The organism is Pseudomonas macauensis, from assembly GCF_047902425.1.
Classification (GTDB): Bacteria; Pseudomonadota; Gammaproteobacteria; order Pseudomonadales; family Pseudomonadaceae; genus Pseudomonas.
Map to the genome: position 1 here is coordinate 3,916,907 of NZ_CP138377.1, position 21,249 is coordinate 3,938,155.

The following is a 21,249-nucleotide window of genomic DNA, read 5'->3' on the forward strand; positions in this document are numbered from 1 at the left end:
AGTGCTGAAACGAAAAAGCCCCGCAGATGCGGGGCTTTTTTCCAGTTCGTCGATCAGGCCGCGGAGTCGGCGTCCGCCTTGCTGCGGCGCGGCTTCTTCTTGCCTGCCAGCAGGTGCGAGAACACCGCGTGAAGGTCGCCGGAAGCGCCGTCGACATCCAGGTTCAGCTTGTCATCGATGTGCGCCATGTGGTGCATCATCAGGGTCACGGCCTTTTCCTTGTCGCCCTTCTCGATGGCGTCGAGGATTTCGTTGTGTTCGTCGAAGGAGCAGTGCGAACGGCCGCCGCTTTCGTACTGGGCGATGATCAGCGAGGTCTGCGACACCAGGCTGCGCTGGAAGCTCACCAGAGGCGCGTTCTTCGCCATCTCGGCAAGCTTGAGGTGGAACTCGCCGGAAAGACGGATGCCGGCGCCACGGTCGCCACGGGCGAAGCTGGACTGCTCCTGCTTCACCATGTCGCGCAGCTCGGACAGCGTATCGCTGCTGGCGTTGTCCACGGCCAGCTCGGTGATCGCGCGCTCGACGGTGCGGCGGGCGAAGAGGATCTGCCGGGCCTCGTCGATGCTCGGGCTGGCGACGACGGCGCCACGGTTGGGGCGCAGCAGCACGACCTGCTCATGGGCCAGTCGCGACAGGGCGCGGCGGATGATGGTGCGGCTGACGCCGAAGATTTCACCAAGGGCCTCTTCGCTCAACTTGGTGCCAGGAGCGAGGCGCTGCTCAAGGATCGCGTCGAAGATGTGCGCGTAAACGATTTCATCCTGGGTGCCGCTGCGGCTCTTGCCATTGCGCGGCTGCTTCCTGATCTGTTGCAACTGGTCGGTCATTGGTGTCGAACCCTGATCAGCCGGAGTGGGACCGGCGCGAAATCCGTGGGGGCTGGCGAGGAGCTGGCGTCGGCCAGGTATTGGGCAACAGTGTACACAAAATGGCCACTATCGTGCAGCCATCGCGAGCGAGTAGTGATTGACGCCAATGGCGTGTCGCCCAGCGGATGCATCCGACGTCGTCCTGCGACCATTCCGAGCCTTTTCTTGTAAAAAACTTTCACTCAGGCACTAAACATTATTTGAAGTTTTTGTACACAACTGCATAATCGCGGCGTGACTTCCTGACTCAAGGGTCAACTAATCACACCCTCACAACTCTTTCCGTTAGCGCAAGGGACGCAGGTGAACCAGCCGACGGCAAAGGGACCAACAACAAGAGCGTTGAGGAGTACCGCTGTGGAAAGCACCAAACAAGAACAACAAGCCTTTGCTTCAAGCCCGCCTGCTACCGGCCTGCTGGAACGTCTGTTCAAGCTCAGCCAGCATGGCACGACCGTGAAGACCGAACTCGCCGCGGGCCTCACGACCTTCATCACCATGGCGTACATCATCTTCGTCAACCCCAACATCATGGCCGACGCCGGTATCGACCACGGCGCCGCATTCGTCGCAACGTGCCTTGCCGCGGCGCTGGGCTGCTTCCTGATGGGGCTGTACGCCAACTGGCCGGTAGGCCTGGCGCCGGGCATGGGCCTCAACGCCTTCTTCACCTACACCGTGGTCAAGACCATGAACTACAGCTGGGAGATCGCACTGGGCGCGGTGTTCATCTCCGGCATCGCCTTCATGATCCTGACCTTCTCGCGCATTCGCGAATGGCTGCTCAACAGCATCCCGGTCAGCCTGCGCTTCGCCATGGGCGCCGGTGTGGGCCTGTTCCTCGGGCTGATCGGCCTGAAGACCGCCGGCATCGTGGTCGCCAGCCCTGCCACCCTGGTGCACCTGGGTGACCTGACCAGCCCCGGCCCCCTGCTCGCCGCCATCTGCTTCCTGATGATCGCAGTGCTGGAATACCGCCGCGTATTCGGTGGCATCCTGATCAGCATCCTGACCGTCACCGTGGCCGGCATCGCCCTGGGCATCGTCCAGTTCGGTGGCGTGTTCTCCATGCCGCCGAGCCTGGCGCCGACCTTCATGGCGATGGACATCGCCGGCGCCTTCAACGTAACCATGATCAGCGTGATCCTGGCCTTCCTCTTCGTGCACATGTTCGACACCGCCGGCACCCTGATGGGGGTGGCCCAGCGTGCGCACCTGGTGCGTGAAGATGGCCGTATCGAGAACCTGTCCAAGGCAATGAAGGCCGACAGCACCTCCAGCGCCTTCGGCGCGGTGCTCGGCGTACCGCCGGTCACCAGCTACGTGGAAAGCGCCGCGGGCGTCGCCGCGGGTGGCCGCACCGGCCTGACCGCCGTGGTAGTCGGCGTGCTATTCGTCGCGGCGATGTTCTTCGCTCCGCTGGCCGGCATGATCCCCGCCTACGCCACCGCCGGCGCGCTGATCTACGTCGCCATGCTGATGATGGGCGGCATGGCCCACATCGACTGGAACGAGCACACCGAGACCATCCCGGCCATCGTCACCGTGATCATGATGCCGCTGACCTTCTCGGTCGCCGATGGCATCGCGCTGGGCTTCGTGACCTATGTGGCCATGAAGGTCTTCACCGGCCGCCACAAGGACGTGACCGTCAGCCTCTATGCGCTGTGCGCGATCTTCGTGGCCAAGTTCATCTTCCTGTAAATTCGCTGTCCGTCCAGAACAAAAGGCCCCGGCATTGCCGGGGCCTTTTGCATTTCGGCTGGCGCCGCTACTGGACGACGGCAGGAAATGACAGCTTCACGTTGAACTCCGACCCAACACCCGGCTGGCTTTTCATCCCGATGCTCCCCTCCATGAGCTCCACAAGGCTGCGGCATAGCGCCAGCCCCAGGCCGGTGCCACCGCTGCGCACCCGAAGGTCATCCAGGGGGAAGGAAAAGGGTTCGAACAGATGCTGCTGGTCCTCGGGAGAGATCCCCGGCCCCGTGTCGATCACGTCGACTTCGACGTCGACCATTGCCGCGCCCCGTCCACGCGCGCGCAGGCGCACCAGCACCGAACCCACCTCGGTACGCTTCACCGCATTATCCAGCAGGTTGAAGACGATCTTGCGCAGCCACTGGGGATCGCACCAGACCCGTGTCTGCAGCGCCAGATCGAAGTCGCTTTCAATGCGAACCCCCTTGCTTCGGGCCGTCTCGCCGATGAGCGCCAGTTGCCGTTCAAGCAGGATCCGCACATCGATGTCTTCGGACGCCAGCGGCAAGCGCCGGGACCTGGCGCGGCTGAGCAGCTGCAAGTCATCGAGCAACGCCAGCAGATTGCCGGTGAGCTTCAGGGCCACCGCCAGGGGCTCGTCGCGCCGCGTCGGATCACTCTGGTTCCGCGCCAGTTCCAGCATCGCCATGACATTCTGCAACGGCCCCTGCAACTCGCTGCCCATCCCGGCGAGGTACTGGCTCTTGCCACGACTGATCGCATCGATCCGCGCGTTCGCGCTGCGCAGCTCGCGCACCAGCTCGTCGCGGCCGGTGACATTGATCGAACCGCAGAGGGCGCCAATCAGCGTCCCGTCACTGTCGCGGTAGGGCCTGACCCAATGCTGGTAAACCTCACGCCCCCTCTTCGAGCGGAACTCCACGTCAGCGTCGAATGGCTCACCGCGCGCGATCGCCTCCGTCAATTGCTGGGTCAGCAAAGCCGCTTCATGCGAATTGGCGAACAGCCCCAGCTCCGCCACCGTCTTGCCCACCACATCCTCGAGGCGCAGGCCGAACAGCTCTGCCGTATGGCGGTTGCAGAACAGGATGCGGCCATCGAGCCCCCGGACGGTCATCGGGTGCGGCACGGAGTCGAGCATGCTGCGCAGCAACGCCAGCTCCTTCGTCTGCTCCGGCGTCATGGGCGCCTGCTGCGGCTCGGCATCGGGCTGGTCGCCCTCCACCAGCCCATGGCGGCGCGCGATATCCACCAGCTCGACCAGCGATTTGGCGTGCAGTTTCTGCATCAGGCGGACCTTGTAGGTACTGACCGTCTTGTCGCTGATTGACAGCTGATCGGCGATGGCCACATTGCTGAACCCATTCGCCAGCAGTTGCAGCACGGTCAACTCCCGCACCGACAGGTCCTTGAGCAACTCGCCATGCCCCGCCTCTTCCGCCGCAGCGACACTGCCCAGCGCATGACTGGGGAAATAGCTGTGCCCCTGGGCGATCGCCCGCACCGCTTCGCGCACCGCCTGCGGATTCTCCTGCTTGCTGACGAAACCGGCGGCGCCCGCCGTCAGGCAACGCCCGGCGAAATACTCCGAGTCGCGGGAGGTCAGTACCAGAACCTTCACAGAAGCCCCCTGGGCCACCAATCTCTGAATGACTTCCAGGCCGCCGAGACGCGGAATCGACAGCTCCAGGATCATCAGGTCGGGACGGCAGACGCGCACCTGCTGTAGCGCTTCCGGGCCGTTGTCGGCCTCACCGACCACTTCATGGCGGTCGGCTTCCATCATCAAGCGTAAGGCATGTCGCGTAACCGGCTGTTCGTCGACGATAAGGATTCTGCTCATACCACCCTCGAAATAATGACTGCCTGTTTTTTAGTCCAAATGCACCGCTCCTGCCCGCCATAAACCCAGGAAAGAAAATCGCGGGCAAAAAAAAAGCCCGCAGTGTGGGCGGGCTGAGGAAGACTCCACGAAGAGTCCGGGAAGGTCTTGCAGATAACTAGCTACCGCGATAGGTGGAGTAGCTATAAGGGGAGATCAGCAGCGGCACGTGGTAGTGGTCGGCCTCGGAGGCAATGCCGAAACGCAGTACGACCTGGTCGAGGAACGCCGGCTTCGGCAGCTCGACACCACGGGCGCGGTAATAGTCGCCGGCATTGAACAGCAGCTGGTAGACGCCGGCGCGGAAGTCCTCGCCCTGCAGCAGCGGCTCGTCGCAACGGCCATCGTCATTGGTCACGCGGGTGGCGATCAGTTCCAGCTGCTGGCCTTCGACGCGGTACAGCTCGATCTTGATGCCATGGCCAGGGCAGCCGTGGGCGGAATCCAGTACGTGAGTGGTCAAGCGTCCCATGGGCTTATCGATGTCTCCGGCGCCGCCGGCGGACACCTTCCTCCTCTGTCTTGTTGATTCGAATTCGGTGGGCTGTCGAACGGACAGCCGGCAAGTGCGCTTGCGCGGAATCGAATATACCCAGCCGCACGACCAATTGTATACAAAAAAGTGATCGGTCGTTGCAAAATCAGCCTGAACCGCCCCCAGCACTCGGGTGGCAGAAGCCTCTCAACAGTACCTGTAACCTACGTAAGACGCGGCCGGGCGGGGTCGTTGCGGCAATTCACGCATCTATAGGAAAGAGAAACGACTGTTGTGCAGATTGTATTTACAGATAGCCAAACATTTTGTATACAATGCACGCATCAACGGCAGCGCCCAATCCATCGACTCCGCGCAGACCGCCAACCACAAGAAGGAACACTGCAGTGAGCGCCGACTACCCACGCGACCTGATCGGTTACGGCAACAACATTCCCCACCCCCACTGGCCGAACGATGCCCGCATCGCCCTGTCCTTCGTCCTCAACTACGAGGAAGGCGGCGAGCGTTGCATCCTGCACGGAGACAAGGAGTCCGAAGCCTTCCTCTCCGAGATGGTGGCCGCACAGCCGCTCAAGGGCGAGCGCAACATGTGCATGGAATCGCTGTACGAGTACGGTAGCCGCGCTGGCGTATGGCGCCTGCTGAAGCTGTTCAAGAAATACGACCTGCCGATGACCATCTTCGCCGTCGCCATGGCCGCCCAGCGCCATCCCGAGGCCATCCGCCAGATGGTCGCCGACGGCCACGAGATCTGCAGCCACGGCTACCGCTGGATCGACTACCAGTACATGGACGAGGCACAGGAGCGCGAGCACATGCTCGAAGCCATCCGCATCCTCACCGACCTGACCGGCCAGCGCCCGCAGGGCTGGTACACCGGCCGCCTGGGCCCGAACACCCGTCGCATCGTGCGCGAGGAAGGCGGCTTCCTCTACGACTCCGACACCTACGATGACGACCTGCCCTACTGGGACCCGGCGAGCACCGCCGAGAAGCCGCACCTGGTGATCCCCTACACCCTGGACACCAACGATATGCGCTTCACCCAGGTACAGGGCTTCAACAAGGGCGACGACTTTTTCGAATACCTCAAGGACGCCTTCGACGTGCTCTACGCCGAGGGTGCCGAAGGCGCGCCGAAGATGCTCTCCATCGGCATGCACTGCCGCCTGCTCGGCCGTCCGGCGCGCATGGCCTCGCTGGAGCGCTTCCTGCAGTACGTGAAGGGCCACGAGAAAGTGTGGGTAGCCCGCCGCGTCGACATCGCCAAGCACTGGCACGAGAAACACCCGTTCCAAGCCCAGGAGAACAAGGCATGAGCCGCTTCCAGACCCTGACCCCGGCCAGCCTCGACCGCGCCGCCTTCGTCGCCGCCTTCGCCGACATCTACGAGCACTCGCCGTGGGTTGCCGAGAAGGCCTATGACCTGGGCGTCGACGACAGCCTGAACGACATCGAACTGCTGCAGCAGCGCATGGCCGACATCCTCCTGTCCGCCAGCCACGAGGCGCAGTTGGCGCTGATCAACGCGCACCCGGACCTGGCCGGCAAAGCCGCCATCCGTGGCGAGCTGACCGCCTCCAGCACCGCTGAACAGGCCGGCGCCGGTATCCAGGACTGCACCGCCGAGGAGTTCGCCCGCTTCACCGAACTCAACGGCGCCTACAAGGCCAAGTTCGGCTTTCCCTTCATCAAGGCCGTGAAGGGCAGCAACCGCCACCAGATCCTGGCTGCGTTCGAAGAACGCATCCACAACACGCCGGAGCAGGAATTCCAGACCGCCCTGGCGGAGATCAACAAGATCGCGATGTTCCGCCTGCAGCAACTCTGAGCACGCGGATGTTCATGCCCTCTCCCCTGTGGAGAGGGGTCCATGCGAACAACGAATAAGTAGACCAGCCATGCGTACCCTGAAGATCGAGCCGTTGACCAAGGAAGCCTTCGCACCGTTCGGTGATGTCATCGAAACCGAAGGCAGCGACTTTTTCATGATCAACAACGGCTCCACCCGCCGTTATCACAAGCTCGCCACCGTCGAAACGGCGCAGCCCGATGACAAGGCGATCATCAGCATCTTCAGCGCCGAATCCCTGGAGATGCCGTTGCGCATCCGCATGCTGGAGCGCCATCCGCAGGGCAGCCAGGCGTTCATTCCGCTGCTCGGCAACCCATTTCTGATCGTGGTCGCGCCACTTGGCGATGTACCTGTATCGGGCCTCGTCCGCGCTTTCCTGTCCAACGGCAAGCAGGGCGTCAATTACCACCGCGGCGTCTGGCACCACCCGGTGCTGACGATCGAAAAGCGGGATGACTTCCTGGTGGTCGATCGCAGCGGTTCTGGCAACAACTGCGACGAGCATTTCTTCACCGAGGACGAACAGCTCCTCCTCGACCCCCAACTAAACTAATAAGAGTGGCCCGACTGCCGCGACGGCGGCACCTGGGCAAGAGGTAAAGACAGTGGAAGCACATCTCATCGAATGGGCGAACCTGCTGGTTCGCTGGGTACACATGATCGTCGGCATCGCCTGGATCGGTGCCTCGTTCTATTTCGTCTGGCTGGAGAACAACCTCAATCGCGCCAACCCGCGTGAAGGGCTCTCTGGTGATCTCTGGGCGATCCACGGTGGCGGTATCTACCACCTGGAGAAGTACAAGCTCGCACCGCCGAAAATGCCGGACAACCTGCACTGGTTCAAATGGGAGGCCTACTCCACCTGGTTGTCGGGCGTCTGCCTGCTGACCATCGTGTTCTACCTGAACCCGACCCTGTACCTGATCGCTCCGGGCAGTGATCTGGCCCCGGCCGCCGCCATTGCCATCGGCATCGGCTCGCTGATCGCAGGCTGGTTCATCTACAGCACCCTGTGCGACTCCCCGCTGGGCAAGACCCCTGCCCTGCTCGGCGCCATCCTGTTCGCCCTGATCGTCCTCGCCGCCTACCTGCTCAGCCAGGTGTTCAGCGGCCGCGGCGCGTACCTGCACGTTGGCGCCATCATCGGCACCATCATGGTGGGCAACGTGTTCCGCGTGATCATGCCGGCCCAGCGCGCGCTGGTTAAGGCTATCGAGGAAAACCGCGAGCCCGATCCGGTGCTGCCGGCCAAGGGTCTGCTGCGTTCGCGCCACAACAACTACTTCACCCTGCCGGTGCTGTTCATCATGATCAGCAACCACTTCCCGAGCACCTACGGCAGCCACTACAACTGGCTGATCCTGGCGTGCATCGCGGGTCTGGCGGTGATCGTGCGTCACTACTTCAACACCCGCCACGAAGGCAACGGCATGGCCTGGGCCCTGCCCGCCGGCGCTGTCGGCATGATCGCCCTGGCCTTTGTTACCGGCCCGAACTTCCCCAGCAGCGACAGCGCCACCAGCGCCCAAGCCGCCAAGGTGGAGTACCAGCCGCTGCCGGAAACCGCCATCGGTGGCAAGACCCCGGCCGAGCGCGCCAAGGAAGAAGCCGCGAAACCCGCCACTGCCGAGCAGGCACCCGCCCAGGCTCCGGCTGCGACGCAAGCCTCCACTGGCGGTGACGCGAACTTCGACAAGGTCCACCACGTGATCCAGGAACGCTGCGCTGTCTGCCACTCGGCCAAGCCGACCAGCAACATGTTCAGCACCGCTCCGGCTGGCGTTATGTTCGACACCCCGCAGCAGATCCAGCAGCTCGCCCCGCGCATCCAGGCGCAGGCTGTAGCCTCGCAGGTCATGCCGCTGGGCAACATCACCCAGATGACCCCGGAAGAGCGCAAGCTCGTTGGCGACTGGATCGCCAAGGGTGCCCAGGTTAATTGAGCCTGCGGCACGGCCAGAAAAACCGCACCTTCGGGTGCGGTTTTTTTATGCCCGCAGGAAAGCCAGAAGCCTGACCTGCAGGAGCGAGCTTGCCGGCGAACGGATTCACCGGCAGCTCCCTCACTGGAGCGGTTTGCGAGCAAGCTCGCTCCTACAAGGGCCCTCACAGCGCCGAAATAAAAGATGTAGGGCGCATAACGTTCGACGTTATACGCCACTTGGCCTCGGGTTCGGTTCACTCCGAGCCCCACTCCGAAGCCGGCGGATGGGCCAGGCGAATCGGCGTACAACCGCGAACGGTTGTACGCCCTAAGACACTTCCGAAGCAAAAATGTAGTCCATTCGACGTATGGCTACATTTTTCTACAGGCCAGTACACACGCGGCCTAGAGCCTTCCGACACCGCCAAGACGAAACGTGACCGACGAGTTGTATACAAAAATCGATTGAACCTAATACACATCGCAAGTATAAAGTCCCGCACCGCTTCACCCGCTCGGCCCCGGGGGTGAGATCGGCCAGTACTTCCCGGTTGTCGTGCCCGTCCGGCAACCAGCGACTGACAACAATAAAAACCGAGGTGTTGCATGTCCGTGGTATCTGAGCGCTCCCATACCGGCTCACCTGTCGACCAGCGTTTGCCCTTGCTGCAGCTGCTGCTGGTCGGGTTCCAGCACGTTCTCCTGATGTATGGCGGCGCCGTCGCCGTCCCCCTGATCGTCGGCCAGGCCGCCGGTCTCTCCCGCGAGGAAATCGCCTTCCTGATCAACGCCGACCTGCTGGTCGCCGGCATCGCCACGCTCGTGCAATCGCTGGGCATCGGCCCGGTGGGCATCCGCATGCCGGTGATGATGGGCGCCAGCTTCGCCGCAGTAGGCAGCATGGTGGCCATGGCCGGGATGCCCGGCGTGGGCCTGAACGGCATCTTCGGCGCGACCATCGCTGGTGGCTTCTTCGGCATGCTCATCGCGCCGTTCATGAGCCGCATCGTGCGCTTCTTCCCACCGCTGGTGACCGGCACCGTGATCACCTCCATCGGCATGTGCCTGTTCCCGGTGGCGATCAACTGGGCCGGTGGCGGCGAAGGCGCAGCCAATTTCGGCGCGATCGAGTACCTCGCCCTGTCCTCCTTCGTGCTGGCCGTCATCCTGCTGATCAACCGCTTCCTGCGCGGCTTCTGGGTCAACGTCTCGGTGCTGATCGGCATGCTGTTGGGCTACATCATCGGCGCCAGCATGGGCATGGTCAGCCTGGACGGCATCGAGCAGCGTCCCTGGTTCGACGTGGTCACCCCGCTGCACTTCGGCGTGCCGGAGTTCCACCTGGCTCCGGTGCTGTCCATGTGCCTGGTGGTGGTGATCATCTTCGTCGAGTCCACCGGCATGTTCCTCGCGCTGGGCAAGGTCACCGAGACCGAGATCTGCCCCAACCGCCTGCGCCGTGGCCTGCTGTGCGACGCCAGCGCGTCGTTCTTCGCCGGCTTCATGAACACCTTCACCCACTCGTCGTTCGCCCAGAACATCGGCCTGGTGCAGATGACCGGCGTGCGCAGCCGCTACGTCACCGCTGCCGCCGCGGTGTTCCTGATCATCCTGAGCCTGCTGCCCAAGGCCGCCTTCCTGGTCGCCTCGATTCCGCCGGCGGTACTGGGCGGCGCCGGCATCGCCATGTTCGGCATGGTCGCCGCCAGTGGCATCCGCATCCTCCACGAGGCGGACATCGTCGACCGCCGCAACCAGTTGCTGGTGGCGGTGAGCATCGGCATGGGCATGGTGCCAGTGGTACGTCCGGACTTCTTCGCCGCCCTGCCCCAGTGGATGGAGCCGATCACCCACAGCGGTATCGCCATGACCTCGATCTGGGCAGTGGTGCTGAACATTCTGTTCAACATCCTCGGCGAACATGGCCGGGATGCCCTCTGCGGGCATCACTGAGTCCCTTTCGCGGGCGCTTCCCGGGCGCCCGCTTCTGAAGCCGCGCCCACTCCTGCGCGGCTTTTTTTCGTCTGCGCGGGGACCTCTCTGTTTTGTAGGAGCGAGCTCGCTCGCGAACCGCCTGAACATCGGAGTCATGGGGAAGTACAGTTCGCGAGCAAGCTCGCTCCTACACGGTAAGCAGGCCCCGGGGACTCCACTTCGACCGCTCAGTCGAAACCGAGCCCGGCACCAGCCCCGCCATCAGCCACAGACGGCCCCGTGGAGCGCACCCGCCTTACTGCGCAGCAGATCGCGGACAGGCCGCTCAGGACTCCGGGCGATAACCCAGGCGCAATCCACCCCACTGCCGGCCGCCCACCACGATCGGCACCGACAGGTCATGCATCAGTTCCCCGGTATCGCGACAGTAGGTCTGCAGCAACATCGGCTGGCTGTGACTGCCGCAGCGCAGGCCGGTACGATCGTTGAACAGGCGCTTGCTGCGGCTCTTGAGCATGTCGATCTGGACATCCCCGGTGGGCGGATGATTGAACGCCTGGTTGTGGGTCGGCACGTAGCCTTCGGCGGTGCAGGCAATCGCGAACACCAACCCCTCATGGCGCTGCAGCAGGTTTTCCTGGATGCGCGGCAGGACCTCGTCGGTATAGCGGTCGAAGCGCGTGCGGTACTTCTGCGGATGGGTGCCCGGCACCGGCTGGTAATCGCGGTCGAACAGGTCGCCGAGGCTGATGCGACCGGCATCGAGATCGGACTCGAAACGCGCAGCGATGGCCTGCGCGCCCTCGCGGGCCAGGTCGTAGGCGCGCTGGTGGTAATCGTCCAGGGCAACCTCGGCCAGGCGCTCGCTGACCGTCTCGGCCTGGGTTTCCAGCTGCAGCGCCGCTTCCGCCAGGCGATGAGTCTGCTCGTCACTCACGCGCAGGTCGCCGCGCACCTGCTCGACGGCGGCGAACAGGCTGTCCAGTTGGCTGCGGTTGATCTCAGCCCCCTCGGCGATCTCGGTGATCTGGGTTTCCACGGTGGCGGCCAGGCCGGCGATGTCCTGCAACTGCCGGCCGGTGCCTTCCACCTGGCCGACACCCTGGACCAGGTCGTCGGCCAACTGGCGGATCTGCTCCACCACCTCGCTGGTCTGGCGCTGGATGTCTTCGACCATCTGCCCCACTTCATCGGTCGCCTCGGCGGTGCGCCCGGCCAGCCCGCGCACCTCCTCCGCCACCACCGCGAAGCCGCGCCCGTGCTCGCCGGCACGCGCCGCCTCGATGGCCGCATTGAGCGCCAGCAGGTTGGTCTGGCTGGCGATGGACTGGATCACCTGGGTGACCCGTGCAATCTCTTCGCTGCGCGCATTCAGCGTCTCGATCAGCGCGCGGCTGGCATTGGCGCGCTCACTGAGCTGGTGCATGCAGTCGATGGCAGCCTGCAATTCGCCACGTCCCAGGTCGCTGCCGGCCCGCGCACGGGTTGCGGCGTCCATCGCCTGGCGGGCCAGGTTGGAAGTGGCGCGCTCGGTGTGGATCATGACTTCGGCACTGCCGACGATCTGCTCGGCGGCCACCAACTGGGATTCGAGCTTCTCCACCAGACGCTGCACCGAATAGGACACGCCGGCGGCGGACAAGGCATTGCGGCTGGTCCCCCGCGACAGCTCGCGGGTCAGCTCGGCGACATCCGGCAACACCGCCAGCGCGCTGGCCGGTACAGCGCCCCGCCGGATGAACCACGGCCCCCAGAGCAAGGCTGCAGCCAGCAACAGGCACAGCGACAGCGGCCAGCCGCCCAGCGCTTGCGCGATGAACAACAGCACCAGGCCACAGGTTTGCAGGGAAAGGATGAGGACGATACGCGGACGCGCGGTATCCATGACGGCAGCTCTCTTCTGGCGGGCGCTCGGCCGGGACTCATGGGAACCGGCCGGGAACCCTGATTATTCTTGTCAGGGCCATTAGGCCGTCTACGCCGGCCTGCGGCTATCGTCCCTTAGTAGCACGGAATGCACACACATCGACCGTCTGCCGGTTTCCGTGCGCTCGGCCGGCAAGACCGGTAAAATCTCCGCCCTTTCCGCCGGCGCGAGCGATTTCGCGCCCCCAGCGACTCCCGATCCGACGTACCGATGACCACTGCCACGATGACCGCCCCCGCCCGTCCCGAGCCTTCCCGCCGCTTCAGCGTCGCGCCCATGATGGACTGGACTGACCGTCACTGTCGCTTCTTCCTGCGCCAGCTGTCCAGCCACGCCCTGCTCTACACGGAGATGGTCACCACCGGCGCGCTGCTGCATGGCGACGCCGCACGCTTCCTGCGCCATGACGAGTGCGAGCACCCGCTGGCGCTGCAATTGGGCGGAAGCAATCCGGCAGACCTGGCGGCGGCGGCAAAGCTGGCCGAGGAGGCCGGCTACGACGAGGTCAACCTGAACGTCGGCTGCCCCAGCGACCGCGTGCAGAACAACATGATCGGCGCCTGCCTGATGGGGCATCCGGCACTGGTGGCCGATTGCGTGAAGGCCATGCGCGATGCCGTGTCGATCCCGGTGACGGTCAAGCACCGTATCGGCATCAACGGCCGTGACAGCTATGAAGAACTGTGCGACTTCGTCGGCCAGGTGCGCGACGCCGGCTGCCGCAGCTTCACCGTGCACGCGCGCATCGCCATTCTCGAAGGCCTGTCACCCAAGGAGAACCGCGAGATTCCGCCGCTGCGCTACGACATCGCCGCGCAGGTCAAACGTGACTTCCCCGACCTGGAAATCATCCTCAACGGCGGCATCAAGACCCTGGAGGAATGCCGCGCGCACCTGCAGGTGTTCGACGGCGTCATGCTCGGCCGCGAGGCGTACCACAACCCCTATCTGCTGGCCCAGGTGGATGCCGCGCTGTACGGCTCGGACGTACCGGCGATCAGCCGCGCCGACGCCCTCGCGCGCCTGCGCCCGTATATCGAGCGGCACATCGCCGAAGGCGGCGCGATGCACCACGTGACCCGCCATATCCTCGGCCTGGCCCAGGGTTTCCCCGGCGCGCGGCGCTTCCGCCAGTTGCTTTCGGTGGACGTGCACAAGGCCGCCGATCCCCTGGCATTACTCGACCAGGCGGGCGAACTTCTCAGAGGTCATTGAGTCCCGTTGAGCGGCGCATCGGCCTCGGGTAAGGTCGATGCATCCTCCACGGAAAACTCGCCATGACCTCCAAGCTCGAACAACTCAAGCAATACACCACGGTCGTCGCTGATACCGGCGATTTCGACGCCATTGCCCGCCTGAAGCCGGTGGATGCCACCACCAACCCCTCGCTGCTGCTGAAAGCCGCCGCCCTGCCCCGTTACGCCGAGCACCTGGCCCGCGCCACCGAGGGCGCCCGTGGCGATGCAGGCCTGGCCTGCGACCGCTTTGCCGTTGCCGTGGGCAAGGACATTCTCGGCGTGATTCCGGGGCGCATTTCCACTGAAGTGGACGCCCGCCTGTCCTTCGATACCGAAGCCACCCTGGAGCGCGCCCGCCGCCTGATCGGCCTGTACGACGAGCATGGCGTGGGCCGCGACCGCGTGCTGATCAAGATCGCCTCCACCTGGGAAGGCATCCGCGCCGCCGAACAGCTGGAACGCGAAGGCATCCAGACCAACCTGACCCTGCTGTTCTCCTTCGCCCAGGCCGCCGCCTGCGCCGATGCCGGCGTGTTCCTGATCTCGCCCTTCGTCGGCCGCATCTACGACTGGTACAAGAAGGCCAACGGCCGCGACTACGTCGGCGCCGAAGATCCGGGCGTGCAGTCGGTCTCGCGCATCTACCGCTACTACAAGGCCAACGGTTACGCGACCGTGGTGATGGGCGCCAGCTTCCGCAACCTCGGCCAGATCGAGCAGCTCGCCGGCTGCGACCGCCTGACCATCAGCCCGGACCTGCTGCAACAACTGGCCGACGCCCAGGGCGAACTGCCCCGCGTGCTGCAGCCCGGCGGCGGCGAAGCGCGCCAAGTGCTGGACGAAAGCGCCTTCCGCTGGCAGATGAACGAGGACGCCATGGGCACCGAGAAGCTGGCCGAAGGCATCCGCCTGTTCGCCCGCGACCAGGAAAAGCTCGAAGCGCTGCTCTCCGGCCGTTAAGTCAGGCAGGCGAAAACGCAAACCGGCGCCCCAGGGCGCCGGTTTTCATTCAAGGGCTGAAATCAGTGACGCTCGAGGGCGCTCACCAGATCGTGGAAAGCCTCGCGATTGGACTCGTTGAGCCCCATCAGGATGCGGTGGGCTTCCAGCACCTTGCTGCGCACCACGTCCTCGGACTGGTCCTGCGGCGGCAGATCGGTGAGGCAATCCGTGCACGGAATCGGACGATCGACGATGTTGAACACCTGATCGAAGCCCATCGACTGCAACAGACGAGTGATGTCCGGGTTGGTGGTCACCAGCGTAGGCAACAACCCGACCTTCTGCCGCGACAGAATCGACAACTTGGCCAGGAGGCCCAGCGTAGTGCTGTCGATGCTCTGGGTTTCCGTGAGATCAATGATGATCGCCGAGAAATTCAGCGCAGCGAAGATTTTTTCAATGGTGGCATCCAGCGCCGAACACAGGGTCAGTCGGACTTCGCCCACGAACTTCAGGACAAATGAGCCATCCTGCTCGGCGAACTGGATTTTACCGGTACTCATGCAAGGTTCCTGCTCAACACCAGCAAGGCAATATCATCCGGCATCTCGGACAACTTGGCCAGTCCGAAGACCTGGCGCAGGCCATCCAGCGTTCCGCCGGCGGCGACGACCTGCTCTGGCAGGGCCGTCTCCTTTTCTTTCAGGGTAGCTCCCGGCAGCACATCGAGAATGCCGTCGGAGAACAACGAAAGGCTGAAGGACTTGGGAAGATCCATTACATGATCCTCGTAAGTCGCTTCGTCGAACAGCCCCACCGGCAGGCCACGACCTTCCAGGTAACGGGCGTCGCCGTCGACATAGAGTACCGGCAGCGGCAAGTGGCCGCCGATGCTGTAGGTCAGGCGATCGGTTTCCAGGTCGATCACACCGCCGAGCATGGTCACGTGCTTACCCAGCTTGCAGTTGATCAGGCCACGGTTGATGTGCGCGAGCACATCGGACGGCTTGAACTCCGGCAGCATGCCGTTGCGCCGCGACTCGTAGAGCAGGCGCGTGGTCATGAACTTCAGCAGCACGGTGACGAACGCCGAGGAGGCGCCGTGACCGGACACGTCGGCCAGGTAGAAGCCGATGCGGCGGGAATCGACGCGGAAGTAGTCGACGAAATCACCCGACAGGTACAGCGACGGGATGATCTGGTGGGTAAACGCCAGACCGTCGGACTCCCACGGGGTTTCCGGCAGCATGTTCATCTGCACCTGGCGACCGGCGTTCTGGTCTTCCTGGAGCAGGTTCAGGCTGGCCTGCAACTCGCGGTTGGCGGCTTCGAGCTTCTCGCGGTAGCGGCGGTTTTCCGAGCGCAGGTAGGCACGGTCCAGGGCGCGGCGAACCGAATGCTCCAGGACGGCGAGGTCTTCCAGCGGCTTGATCAGGTAGTCGGCGGCGCCCAGGCGCAGGGCCTCGACCGCATCGCTCATGACGCCGGCACCGGAAAGCACGATGACCGGGGTTTCCACCGCCATCTCGCTGACGCGACGGATCAGCTCCAGGCCGTCCATCTGCGGCATGCGCAGGTCGCAGATCACAAGGTCGGGCAGCTCATGCTCGAATACTTGCAGGCCCTGCTGGCCATTGGTGGCCTGCAGGACGGTGAATCCGCTGTCTTCCAGGTAGGCGGCGAGGCTTTCTCGAACGACGTCGTCGTCATCGATGATCAGCAGCGAGGCACTGGGTTTGTGCATGGGTCATCCAGGCAAACGGCGCCGGAGGTAGTGGTGATGGCGCTCATTCAAGGGAACAACGGCGCGGGTCGGGTGCGACAAGGCGCAGACACTACTCCCATCCGCCCGAGGGTTCAAGCGGACGCCGCCCGCGACCGGGTCTGCCGGACGCGGGGGCCTGTGCCTGCCGGACGGAAGGGCCGGATCAGAAGTCGTCTTCGACCTGGCCGTCCTTGACCTTGAACTCGCGGTTCTGCAGGTAGGCGTTGCGGATGAAGTTGTACTTGTCGCCGCTGATCAGCTTCTCGGACTTCAGCAGGTCGGCACGGGTATCGACGATGTCAACGCCACGCATGGTGTTACGCACCGGCACATTGTCGATGTACGGATAGGGGCCGGTGTAGGCATCCGGAATCAGCGACGGCGCATCGCGCAGGGTGCTCGGGCCCAGCAGCGGCAGCATCACGTAGGGGCCGCTGCCCACGCCGTAATGGCCGAGGGTCTGGCCGAAGTCTTCGTCGTTGCGGCGCAGGCCCATGTGGGTAGCGACGTCAAAGAAGCCGGCGAGGCCAAAGGTGGTGTTGAACAGCAGGCGGCTGGTGTCGACGCCGGCGTCGCGCACTTTCAGCTGCAGCAGGTCGTTGACCAGGTTCTTCACGTCGCCGATGTTGCTGAAGAAGTTGTGCACACCATCCTGGACGAAGTTCGGGGTGACGTACTGGTAACCCTGTGCCAGCGGCTTGAGCGCATAGGTGTCCAGGGTGTCATTGAAAGTGAAGATCGGGCGGTTGATGCTCTCCCACGGATCATCCTCGCTCTCGGCCTGGGCCAGGAAAGGAATCGTCGCCAGGCAAGTAGCAGCGAGCAGGCTGAGGCAGCGTTTCGTCCTTTGGACGCCTAGTGGGCGCATCGGTAATTCTCCAGTGAATGACATTCCGGGCCGACCTGAGCAGGCCCGCTACGCGGGCGGATTATATAGGTCTGCGAGTGTTTTGATGAACAGGAAGCCCCTCGCGGGAGTTCGAAACAGGGCTTCCCGCGAGGGTGATCTGCCACCTCTCAGGGCAAAGCATAGTGCCACTTCAGTCCGGAAAGCGTGCATCGATGACAATTTCCAGCGCATCGGAGCGCCAGAACTCCTGGTCCCATTCCACCAGACGCCCATCTTCGACGTAGCTGCAGCGCTCCACATACAGGCCTGGCGAGCCGGGCGTGAGCTGCAGCGGCACGGCCTGGGGCTCGACCAGAGCCGTGGGATGCATCGCCAGCTCGCAGCGCGACAGCGTCAGCCCCAGGCGTTCGCGCAGAACCTGGGTCAACGACCGGTCCAGCGCCTCGTCGAGCAGACCGGGACACCAGCTGGCGTCGAGCGTGATCTCCTCCAGCATCACCGGGCGCTCATCGACCCAGCGGCGACGGCAGACCCGGAACACCTCGGCGTCATCCGCCAACCCCATCCGCCGAGCCAGCACAGGGCCGGCGGAACAGCGCTCGGCCGACAAGACCTCGGTACGCGGCGTGCGCCCCTGGGCCTGGACGTAATCCATGAACCCCGTGGCGCGCGTCGGGTTGTAGCGAATCCGCGGCGGGGAAACGAACCAGCCACGGCGATTCTCGCGGTACAGCACGCCTTCGGTTTCCAGCTGCTGCAGCGCCTCGCGCAGGGTCACGCGGGTGCAACCGAAACGCTCGGCCAACTCGCGCTCGGGTGGCAGGCGCGGCCCCAGGGCCGACTCGGCGACGTCCCGGGCCAGCTGGTCGCGGATGCGCAGGTAATGGGGAACGGGTTCGACCGGCATGCGGCTGTCTCCAGAAAATGCGCGGCGATTATAACGACAGCGGCGACCACTTCATCGGACCGTCACATTGGCCCGGTAGCCTGGCCTAGACCAATTATCAGAAAACCCCACCATGCCTGCCACTGCCGAGCTCCCGCGCTTCACCTCCCTGCTGTTCGGACTGTCCGGCGATCTGGTGGACTTCGGCGCAAGGACGCTGCCGGTCGCCCTGCAGCGCACCTGTCCCGACTGTCCGCCAGAACGCCTGGCCGACGCCCTCGCCCTGCCACCTCAGGACGCCCTCAACCACGCGCTGGGCCGCAGCGCCGATGTGCAGGAGCGCAGCCGCTTCCAGTCCGCCCTGGACGAAGCCGCCCAGGCCCACTCCGAAGCCACTCCCAGCGCCCTGGATACCTTGCAGGCGCTGAACAAGCAGGGCGTGCCCTGTGCCTGGCTCGACGAACTGCCAAGCGCCACCACGCTGCACCTGGCCACCGCGCTGGACGGACAGTTGGCCGCCGGACTGGACGTCGGCGGCCGCCAATGGCCGGCGCCGGATGCCTGCTGGCAGGCGCTGATGCAGCTGGGCAGCCCGCACCTGGACGGCTGCGTGCTGGTCAGCGGCCAGCCACGGCTGTTGCAGGCGGGCCTGAACGCCGGGCTGTGGACCATCGGCCTGGCCGCCAGCGGTCCGCTGTGCGGCCATGCACCGGGCGACTGGGACGCCCTGACGAACCTGGAGCGCGATCGCCTGCGCGCCCAGGCGACCCTCGGTCTGTACCGCCTCGGTGTGCATTCGGTCATCGATCACCTGGGCGAGCTGGATTCCTGCCTGCAGGACATCGCCAGCCGCCGCCTGAAAGGAGAAAAGCCATGAAGCACGCTCGCCACCGCTTCATCGATGAACTGGCCGAGCGCTTCGCCAGCCACGGCGCGGAGCCCTACGGCGAGGCCATCAGCCAGGCCGAACACGCCCTGCAATGCGCGACCCTGGCCGAACGCGCCGGCTGCGCTGACAGCCTGGTGATCGCCGCCCTGCTCCACGACATCGGCCATCTCTACGAAGACCCGGCCGTGCTGGAAACCCAGGACCTGCGCCACGAAGAGTTCGGCGCCAACCTGCTGCGCGAGCTGCTCCCCGAGTCGGTCTGGCAGCCCGTGCGCCTGCACGTCGCCGCCAAGCGCTACCTGTGCGCGGTGGACCCGGCCTATCACGCCAGCCTGTCCTGGGCCTCGCGGCAGAGCCTGGCGCTGCAGGGCGGCGCCTTCGACGAGCGCGGCGCAACCGCCTTCATCAGCGCGCCCTACGCGCAGGACGCCATCACCCTGCGCCGCCTGGACGACCTGGGCAAGGACCCGTCCATGCGTACCCCGGAGCTGGAACACTTCTTCCCACTGCTCGAACGCCTGCTACGGGTTGATCGGTATCAGGCAGGGGCGCGCGCGGCGAGTTAAGCTCAAAGGCATGGCGATGGACCTTCCTCCACCCGGCAAGGTCCATCATGGGTACGCACCGCAGAAGGACACCACCATGCCGACACAACGCCTCCAGCAAGAACTCCAGGCCCTGCGCGAGCAACTGGAGCGCCAGCCACCGCTGACCGAAGATGACCGCGCCGCGTTACGGGCACTGATCAAGGACATCGAGATGCAGCTGGCCAACGAAGAGGCGCTGGCCGATGAGACCCTGACTGACAGCATCAACCTGGCGGTGGAGCGCTTCGAGGCAAGCCACCCGACCCTGGCCGGCGCCCTGCGCTCGATCATGCAGAGTCTGGCGAACATGGGCATCTGAGCCCTGAATCCCCAGGCCCAGATGTGAAAAACCCGGCGCAGGCCGGGTTTTTCGTATCCGCGTTTTACTGAACCACTGATTTTTACTGGCGAACCAGCCGGCGGTTGTCCGGCTGCACGGCAGCGCTGCTGCGGTAGGGATTGATGTCCAGTCCGCCGCGGCGCACATAGCGCGCATAGACGGTCAGGTGGGCCGGCTGCAACAGGCGCTGCAGGTCGAGGTAAATGCGCTCCACGCACTGCTCGTGGAAGTCCTGATGCTGGCGGAAGGAAACCACGTAGGCCAGCAGGCTCGCGGCGTCCAGCGCCGGGCCGCTGTACTCGACCACCAGAGTGCCCCAGTCCGGCTGGCCGGTGACCGGGCAGTTGGATTTCAGCAGGTGGCTGTAGAGCACTTCGTCGACACGGCGGGTGTCGTCACAGCGCAGCAGCTCCGGGCGCGGATGGTCGTAGCTGTCGACGGCCAGGTCCAGGTCGTCGATGCAGGTTCCTTCGAGCGTCGCCACGCCCTCGCCCGCCACCTCGTCCAGGCTGCGCACGCGCACGCCCACTGGCGCGCCGGCTGCGGCGGACAGGTCCCGCTCCATCACCGCGCGTACGGCTTCAGCACTGTCGAAGGCGGTCTGGTTCAGCGAGTTGAGGTAGAGCTTGAAGGACTTGGACTCGATGATGTTCGGCGATTGCGCAGGAATGGCGAACTCGCCGATGGCCACCACCGGCTTGCCCGAAGCGGTCAGCCAGGACAGCTCGTAGCAGTTCCAGATGTCCACGCCCTGGTACGGCAAGGTTTGCGCGGTCAGGCCCAGCTCGGCCCACTTGGTGGTCCGGGAAATCGGGAACAGCAGTTCCGGCGCGTAGGTGGAGACGTATTCGCTGGATTTGCCCAGGGGCGAGTGTTCGGCGGGATGGTGCATGTGGGGAACCTGCTGGATCGGCAATGCGGGCGGTGACGCGAGGCGGCGAGTGTATACAAATCCGCCTCGCCTTTCAGCAGCCAGCGGACGAGCCGGATGCCGCACCCGTCGGAGCGTTCGATGATTTCCCCCGTAGGAGCGGACTCTGTCCGCGATCAGCTCCGGCACAAGGTCTATCGCGGACGGAGTCCGCTCCTACGAGATGCATCTGCGCTCGGGTTGGCCCTCACCCTGACCCTCTCCC

20 protein-coding genes are annotated in these 21,249 nt (G+C 64.5%); 11 read left to right on the forward strand and 9 right to left on the reverse strand.

Translation table 11 applies throughout. From position 1 onward, the window contains the following. Positions 1 to 53: 53 nt before the first annotated feature. Complete coding sequence (locus SD196_RS17935; RefSeq protein ID WP_275611150.1) at positions 54 to 830, reverse strand: GntR family transcriptional regulator; 777 nt, start codon at positions 828 to 830, stop codon at positions 54 to 56. Positions 831 to 1,229: 399 nt separating this feature from the next. Between SD196_RS17935 and SD196_RS17940 the strand changes: the two genes are divergently transcribed. Then, positions 1,230 to 2,576, forward strand: a complete 1,347-nt coding sequence (locus SD196_RS17940) for an NCS2 family permease (protein ID WP_275611149.1) — start codon at positions 1,230 to 1,232, stop codon at positions 2,574 to 2,576. Between the two features lie 67 nt (positions 2,577 to 2,643). On the opposite strand, the gene SD196_RS17945 is transcribed toward SD196_RS17940, so the two are convergent. Together SD196_RS17945 and uraH are read right to left on the reverse strand one after the other, a co-directional pair. Next, positions 2,644 to 4,437 (reverse strand): ATP-binding protein, encoded by a 1,794-nt coding sequence (locus tag SD196_RS17945; RefSeq protein ID WP_275611148.1) that lies wholly within the window; start codon positions 4,435 to 4,437, stop codon positions 2,644 to 2,646. Positions 4,438 to 4,594: 157 nt separating this feature from the next. Beyond that, positions 4,595 to 4,948, reverse strand: coding sequence for a hydroxyisourate hydrolase (gene uraH / locus SD196_RS17950; protein ID WP_152224418.1), 354 nt, complete (start codon positions 4,946 to 4,948; stop codon positions 4,595 to 4,597). A 410-nt stretch (positions 4,949 to 5,358) separates the two neighbouring features. Between uraH and puuE the strand changes: the two genes are divergently transcribed. The 5 genes from puuE (at position 5,359) to SD196_RS17975 (ending at position 10,707) form a co-directional block, all read left to right on the forward strand. After that, a complete protein-coding gene (gene puuE / locus SD196_RS17955; protein ID WP_275611147.1) occupies positions 5,359 to 6,294 on the forward strand; it encodes an allantoinase PuuE in 936 nt (311 codons plus the stop codon). Beyond that, complete coding sequence (uraD, locus tag SD196_RS17960) at positions 6,291 to 6,806, forward strand: 2-oxo-4-hydroxy-4-carboxy-5-ureidoimidazoline decarboxylase (RefSeq protein WP_416310498.1); 516 nt, start codon at positions 6,291 to 6,293, stop codon at positions 6,804 to 6,806. Before puuE ends, uraD begins: the two co-directional genes overlap by 4 nt. Before the next feature lie 70 nt (positions 6,807 to 6,876). Continuing rightward, positions 6,877 to 7,383 carry an ureidoglycolate lyase gene (locus SD196_RS17965; protein ID WP_275611146.1) on the forward strand — a complete coding sequence of 169 codons (507 nt, stop codon included), beginning with the start codon at positions 6,877 to 6,879 and terminating at the stop codon, positions 7,381 to 7,383. A gap of 52 nt (positions 7,384 to 7,435) precedes the next feature. Beyond that, positions 7,436 to 8,773, forward strand: a complete 1,338-nt coding sequence (locus tag SD196_RS17970) for a urate hydroxylase PuuD (protein ID WP_275611145.1) — start codon at positions 7,436 to 7,438, stop codon at positions 8,771 to 8,773. 587 nt (positions 8,774 to 9,360) lie between these two features. Further along, on the forward strand, positions 9,361 to 10,707 hold the full coding sequence (locus SD196_RS17975) for a nucleobase:cation symporter-2 family protein (protein WP_275611144.1): 1,347 nt from the start codon (positions 9,361 to 9,363) through the stop codon (positions 10,705 to 10,707). 307 nt (positions 10,708 to 11,014) lie between these two features. Here the strand turns inward: SD196_RS17975 and SD196_RS17980 are convergent, their stop codons facing one another. Next, positions 11,015 to 12,574, reverse strand: a complete 1,560-nt coding sequence (locus SD196_RS17980; protein WP_416310499.1) for a methyl-accepting chemotaxis protein — start codon at positions 12,572 to 12,574, stop codon at positions 11,015 to 11,017. A 267-nt stretch (positions 12,575 to 12,841) separates the two neighbouring features. On the opposite strand from SD196_RS17980, the gene dusA reads away from it, so the two are divergent. Together dusA and tal are read left to right on the forward strand one after the other, a co-directional pair. Then, the gene (dusA, locus tag SD196_RS17985) at positions 12,842 to 13,831 is read left to right on the forward strand and encodes a tRNA dihydrouridine(20/20a) synthase DusA (protein WP_275611928.1); all 990 of its coding nucleotides are present in this window, start codon (positions 12,842 to 12,844) and stop codon (positions 13,829 to 13,831) included. 62 nt (positions 13,832 to 13,893) lie between these two features. Then, positions 13,894 to 14,814 carry a transaldolase gene (tal, locus tag SD196_RS17990; protein WP_275611142.1) on the forward strand — a complete coding sequence of 307 codons (921 nt, stop codon included), beginning with the start codon at positions 13,894 to 13,896 and terminating at the stop codon, positions 14,812 to 14,814. Positions 14,815 to 14,876: 62 nt separating this feature from the next. Here the strand turns inward: tal and rssC are convergent, their stop codons facing one another. The 4 genes from rssC to SD196_RS18010 form a co-directional block, all read right to left on the reverse strand. Beyond that, entirely contained in the window at positions 14,877 to 15,359 is a 483-nt protein-coding gene (gene rssC, locus SD196_RS17995) for an anti-sigma factor antagonist RssC (RefSeq protein WP_207886472.1), read from the reverse strand. Then, positions 15,356 to 16,540: a two-component system response regulator RssB gene (gene rssB, locus SD196_RS18000; RefSeq protein ID WP_275611140.1), complete on the reverse strand. Its 1,185-nt coding sequence runs from the start codon at positions 16,538 to 16,540 to the stop codon at positions 15,356 to 15,358. The genes rssC and rssB overlap by 4 nt, the downstream gene beginning before the upstream one ends. A 184-nt stretch (positions 16,541 to 16,724) precedes the next feature. Beyond that, on the reverse strand, positions 16,725 to 17,429 hold the full coding sequence (locus SD196_RS18005) for a VacJ family lipoprotein (RefSeq protein ID WP_275611139.1): 705 nt from the start codon (positions 17,427 to 17,429) through the stop codon (positions 16,725 to 16,727). A 172-nt stretch (positions 17,430 to 17,601) separates the two neighbouring features. Next, on the reverse strand, positions 17,602 to 18,318 hold the full coding sequence (locus SD196_RS18010) for a UTRA domain-containing protein (RefSeq protein WP_416310500.1): 717 nt from the start codon (positions 18,316 to 18,318) through the stop codon (positions 17,602 to 17,604). Positions 18,319 to 18,430: 112 nt separating this feature from the next. Between SD196_RS18010 and SD196_RS18015 the strand changes: the two genes are divergently transcribed. The 3 genes from SD196_RS18015 (at position 18,431) to SD196_RS18025 (ending at position 20,092) form a co-directional block, all read left to right on the forward strand. Continuing rightward, on the forward strand, positions 18,431 to 19,174 hold the full coding sequence (locus SD196_RS18015) for an HAD family phosphatase (protein ID WP_416310501.1): 744 nt from the start codon (positions 18,431 to 18,433) through the stop codon (positions 19,172 to 19,174). Further along, entirely contained in the window at positions 19,171 to 19,752 is a 582-nt protein-coding gene (locus tag SD196_RS18020; protein WP_275611136.1) for a phosphonate degradation HD-domain oxygenase, read from the forward strand. The genes SD196_RS18015 and SD196_RS18020 overlap by 4 nt, the downstream gene beginning before the upstream one ends. 76 nt (positions 19,753 to 19,828) lie before the next feature. Beyond that, positions 19,829 to 20,092, forward strand: coding sequence for a DUF4404 family protein (locus SD196_RS18025; protein WP_275611135.1), 264 nt, complete (start codon positions 19,829 to 19,831; stop codon positions 20,090 to 20,092). A gap of 82 nt (positions 20,093 to 20,174) precedes the next feature. Here the strand turns inward: SD196_RS18025 and queF are convergent, their stop codons facing one another. Then, complete coding sequence (queF, locus tag SD196_RS18030; protein WP_370599725.1) at positions 20,175 to 21,005, reverse strand: NADPH-dependent 7-cyano-7-deazaguanine reductase QueF; 831 nt, start codon at positions 21,003 to 21,005, stop codon at positions 20,175 to 20,177. Between the last annotated feature and the right edge of the window lie 244 nt (positions 21,006 to 21,249).